Raw genomic sequence first — 5,454 nt, 5'->3', positions numbered from 1 at the left:
TTTGGGGGTCCGTTAGCGCGGTTCATGGGGTGTCGGGGTTTTTGTGTGGACGTCCTTCCTTATAGGATGTCCCGTCATTTTGTTGTGAGTCGTTTTTCGGCTTTTCGCAAGGTTTTTTGTGGAGGGTTCGATTCTGGCTCAGGATGAACGCTGGCGGCGTGCTTAACACATGCAAGTCGAACGGGATCCCGGGGCTTCGGCCTTGGGTGAGAGTGGCGAACGGGTGAGTAATGCGTGACCAACCTGCCCCATGCACCGGAATAGCTCCTGGAAACGGGTGGTAATGCCGGATGCTCCAGCTGACCGCATGGGATGCTGGGAAAGCTTTTGCGGCATGGGATGGGGTCGCGTCCTATCAGCTTGTTGGTGGGGTGATGGCCTACCAAGGCTTCGACGGGTAGCCGGCCTGAGAGGGCGACCGGCCACATTGGGACTGAGATACGGCCCAGACTCCTACGGGAGGCAGCAGTGGGGAATATTGCGCAATGGGCGAAAGCCTGACGCAGCGACGCCGCGTGCGGGATGAAGGCCTTCGGGTTGTAAACCGCTTTTATCGGGGAGCAAGCGAGAGTGAGTGTACCCGTTGAATAAGCACCGGCTAACTACGTGCCAGCAGCCGCGGTAATACGTAGGGTGCAAGCGTTATCCGGATTTATTGGGCGTAAAGGGCTCGTAGGCGGTTCGTCGCGTCTGGTGTGAAAGTCCATCGCTTAACGGTGGATCTGCGCCGGGTACGGGCGGGCTGGAGTGCGGTAGGGGAGACTGGAATTCCCGGTGTAACGGTGGAATGTGTAGATATCGGGAAGAACACCAATGGCGAAGGCAGGTCTCTGGGCCGTTACTGACGCTGAGGAGCGAAAGCGTGGGGAGCGAACAGGATTAGATACCCTGGTAGTCCACGCCGTAAACGGTGGATGCTGGATGTGGGGCCCTTTCCACGGGTTCCGTGTCGGAGCTAACGCGTTAAGCATCCCGCCTGGGGAGTACGGCCGCAAGGCTAAAACTCAAAGAAATTGACGGGGGCCCGCACAAGCGGCGGAGCATGCGGATTAATTCGATGCAACGCGAAGAACCTTACCTGGGCTTGACATGTTCCCGACGGCGTCGGAGACGGCGCTTCCCTTCGGGGCGGGTTCACAGGTGGTGCATGGTCGTCGTCAGCTCGTGTCGTGAGATGTTGGGTTAAGTCCCGCAACGAGCGCAACCCTCGCCCCGTGTTGCCAGCGCGTCATGGCGGGAACTCACGGGGGACCGCCGGGGTTAACTCGGAGGAAGGTGGGGATGACGTCAGATCATCATGCCCCTTACGTCCAGGGCTTCACGCATGCTACAATGGCCGGTACAGCGGGATGCGACATGGCGACATGGAGCGGATCCCTGAAAACCGGTCTCAGTTCGGATCGCAGTCTGCAACTCGACTGCGTGAAGGCGGAGTCGCTAGTAATCGCGGATCAGCAACGCCGCGGTGAATGCGTTCCCGGGCCTTGTACACACCGCCCGTCAAGTCATGAAAGTGGGCAGCACCCGAAGCCGGTGGCCCAACCCGTTCGCGGGGGGGAGCCGTCTAAGGTGAGGCTCGTGATTGGGACTAAGTCGTAACAAGGTAGCCGTACCGGAAGGTGCGGCTGGATCACCTCCTTTCTACGGAGATTCAGGACGCGGGTTTTCGCGTCCGGTGTGTGCCCTCGGGGCCGCGCGGTGGTCGCGTGGCCGGGGGGTGTGCTGGTGTGGAAGAGATCGTTGGCTTCGGTGGTATGGACGCGCTTTTGGGCTCCCGGACCGCCACCCCGCGATCGTTGGTCGTGGTGCGGTTCGTGCCCCGGGCCCGTCGGCCCCCTGTCGTGGGGGTGTCGTGGCGGGTGCGGGTGCGTGGTGGTTTGAGAACTGGATAGTGGACGCGAGCAAGAAAGTGATTTTTCTTGTTTACTGTATTTTTTCGGACGAACTTTTTGGTTCGTTTCGTTGGATCGTTTTGTGATCATTATGTGCGAAGATCTGTTGTCCGGTGTTTGCTGGCTTGTTGGCTTGCGGCGTTTAGCGCGTTGCTTGCCAAGGGCGTATGGTGGATGCCTTGGCAGACAGGACCGATGAAGGACGTGTGAGGCTGCGATAAGCCTCGGGGAGCCGCCAGCAGGGCTTTGATCCGAGGATTTCCGAATGGGGGAACCCGGCGACCGTCATGGGTCGTCACCGGCTTTTGCCGGGGGGTACGCAGGGAAGTGAAACATCTCAGTACCTGCAGGAAAGGATACTCCGTGAGTAGTGGCGAGCGAAAGCGGATCAGGCCAAACCATGCGCGCGTGATACCCGTCGGGGGTTGCGTGCGTGGTGTTGCGGGAGCATGTGTCCGGGTGCCGACGAGCCCGGCGGGAGTGATAAAACGGCGTGTCAGGCGAACGGGATTGAATTCCCGGCCGCAGAGGGTGATGGCCCCGTAGCCGGACGCGCGTCGTCTCCCGATCGTGTCTCCCAAGTAGCGCGGGCCCCGTGGAATCCCGCGTGAATCCGCCCAGACCGTTGGGTAAGCCTAAGTATTCCTGTCTGACCGATAGCGTACTAGTACCGTGAGGGAAAGGTGAAAAGCACCCCGGGAGGGGAGTGAAACAGTTCCTGAAACCGTGCGCCTACAATCCGTCGGGGCCCCCTTGTGGGGTGACGGCGTGCCTATCGAAAAATGAGTCTGCGAGTCAGTGGTGTGTGGCGAGCATAAGCCGTGTGGCGTATGCGTAGCGAAAGCGAGTCCTAACAAGGCGTTTTAGTCGCATGCCCTGGACCCGAAGCGGGATGATCTAGCCCTGGGCAGGTTGAAGCGCGGGTAAGACCGCGTGGAGGACCGAACCCACCTGGGTTGAAAACCGGGGGGATGACCTGGGGCTAGGGGTGAAAGGCCAATCAAATTCCGTGATAGCTGGTTCTCTCCGAAATGCATTTAGGTGCAGCGTCGGGTGATTACATCCGGGGGGTAGAGCTACTGGATGCTTGCGGGCCCATATCGGGTACCAATAGCAGCCAAACTCCGAATACCCGTGATGCGTATCCCGGCAGTGAGTCGGCGGGGGATAAGCTCCGTCGTCGAAAGGGAAACAGCCCAGATCGTCGTCTAAGGTCCCCAAGCGTGTGCTAAGTGGGAAAGGATGTGGAGTCGCATAGACAGCCAGGAGGTTGGCTTAGAAGCAGCCACCCTTGAAAGAGTGCGTAACAGCTCACTGGTCTAGTGGTTCCGCGCCGACAATGTAGCGGGGCTCAAGCACACCACCGAAGACGCGGCAGTGCATTGCACTGGGTAGGAGAGCGTCCCCAGCGGGGCGAAGCGGCCGTGTAAACGCGCCGTGGACTGCTGGGGAGTGAGAATGCAGACATGAGTAGCGAGAGGCGGGTGAAGATCCCGCCCGCTGGATGACCAAGGGTTCCAGGGCCACGTTCATCGTCCCTGGGTGAGTCGGGTCCTAAGGCGAGGCCGACAGGCGTAGTCGAATGGATGAACGGGTCGATATTCCCGTACCGGCTTGCAGCCGCCCAAACCGAAAGGGTGAGCACTAACCTCCCGCTCATCCCGGACCGTCCTTCGGGGCGGCGAGGGGTGTGTGGTTGGGACCGTAGCCCCGGTAGGTCAGCGCAGGAGTGACGCAGACAGGTAGCCGGCCGCGGAGGTGGTTTTCCGTGGTCAAGCACGCAGGACGCGGGGCAGGCAAATCCGTCCCGCATGAGTCCGAGGTGCGATGATGGGGCCCGTTGGGGCCGAATCCGGTGATCCTGGCTGCCGAGAAAAGCTTCGGCGTGAGGCTGCCGGCCGCCCGTACCCCAAACCGACACTGGTGGTCAGGTAGAGAATACCAAAGCGATCGAGCGAATCCTGGTCAAGGAACTCGGCAAATTACTCCCGTGCCTTCGGTATAAGGGAGACCCCCGACGGTGAACCGGCTTGCCCGGGGAGCGGTTGGGGGTGGCACAGACCAGGGGGTAGCGACTGTTTACCAAAAACACAGGAGCGTGCGAAGACGTAAGTCGCTGTATACGCTCTGACGCCTGCCCGGTGCCGGAAGGTTAAGAGGATCCGTCAACCCTTCGGGGTGAAGCGGTGAATTCAAGCCCCGGTAAACGGCGGTGGTAACTATAACCATCCTAAGGTAGCGAAATTCCTTGTCGGGTAAGTTCCGACCTGCACGAATGGCGTAACGACTTCCCCACTGTCTCGACCAGGAGCTCGGCGAAATTGCAGTACGAGTAAAGATGCTCGTTAAGCGCAGAAGGACGAAAAGACCCCGGGACCTTTACTATACCTTGGTATTGGCATTAGGTGCGGATTGTGTAGCATAGGCGGGAGGCTTCGAAGCACGGGCGCCAGCTCGTGTGGAGCCGTAGGTGAAATACCGCTCTGTTCTCATTTGATGTCTAACCTCGGGCAGTCATCCTGCCCAGGGACAGTGCCTGGCGGGTAGTTTAACTGGGGCGGTTGCCTCCCAAAGAGTAACGGAGGCGCTCAAAGGTCCGCTCAGCCCGGTTGGCAATCGGGTGTCGAGTGCAATCGCACAAGCGGGCTTGACTGTGAGACTGACGGGTCGAGCAGGGACGAAAGTCGGAGATAGTGATCCGGTGCCGGTGTACGGACGCGGCATCGCTCAACGGATAAAAGGTACCCCGGGGATAACAGGCTGATCATTCCCAAGAGTCCATATCGACGGGATGGTTTGGCACCTCGATGTCGGCTCGTCGCATCCTGGGGCTGGAGCAGGTCCCAAGGGTTCGGCTGTTCGCCGATTAAAGCGGCACGCGAGCTGGGTTCAGAACGTCGTGAGACAGTTTGGTCTCTATCCTCTGCGCTCGTTGGAATCCTGAGGAGACCTGCCCATAGTACGAGAGGACCTGGGTGGACGAACCTCTGGTATGCCAGTCGTCACGCCAGTGGCGCGGCTGGTTGGCTACGTTCGGAAGGGATAACCGCTGAAAGCATCTAAGCGGGAAGCCTGCTCCAAGATTAGGATTCCTTGCCTCCTTCGGGGGGCTGGAGACTCCATGCAGAACACGTGGTTGATAGGCCGGACGTGGAAGCCCCGCGAGGGGTGGAGCTGACCGGTACTAACAGTCGAACGGCAACCGTTTCCCCAACCCGTACGGGCTGGGGGCGGCGCGGCCTTCGGGCCGGCGTTCCCGGACGACAGGGAGCGCATCATGACCACACACGATACCAAGCAGTGGGAAGTCCTTTCCGCTCGCGTCCGCCGTCCGGTCCCCGAACCACCACACCATGCCATCCCCCGCCCCACGGGACGGGACGAGAACCGAAAAGATTTGCGGCGGCCATGGCCCAGGTGAGACGCCCGGTCCCATTCCGAACCCGGAAGCTAAGGCCTGGCACGGCGATGGTACTGCACCCGATGGGGTGTGGGAGAGTAGCACGCCGCCGCATCACACTTCCAAGGGAGGGGAGACACCACCACGGTGCCTCCCCTCCCT

General features: G+C 60.4%; 3 rRNA genes. All 3 read left to right on the top strand.

The annotated features are described in order from the left end of the window. Positions 1-115: 115 nt before the first annotated feature. Positions 116-1,641 (top strand): 16S ribosomal RNA (locus KIH73_RS10605). A gap of 397 nt (positions 1,642-2,038) precedes the next feature. Further along, a 23S ribosomal RNA gene (locus tag KIH73_RS10600) occupies positions 2,039-5,099 on the top strand. Between the two features lie 191 nt (positions 5,100-5,290). Then, a 5S ribosomal RNA gene (gene rrf / locus KIH73_RS10595) occupies positions 5,291-5,407 on the top strand. Together the 16S, 23S and 5S rRNA genes form the textbook arrangement of a ribosomal RNA operon. The last annotated feature ends 47 nt before the right edge of the window (positions 5,408-5,454 follow it).

The sequence above is a fragment of the Bifidobacterium phasiani genome (assembly GCF_019331775.1).
In the GTDB taxonomy this organism is placed as follows: domain Bacteria; phylum Actinomycetota; class Actinomycetes; order Actinomycetales; family Bifidobacteriaceae; genus Bifidobacterium; species Bifidobacterium phasiani.
This window is presented reverse-complemented; position numbering and strand designations above follow the sequence as displayed.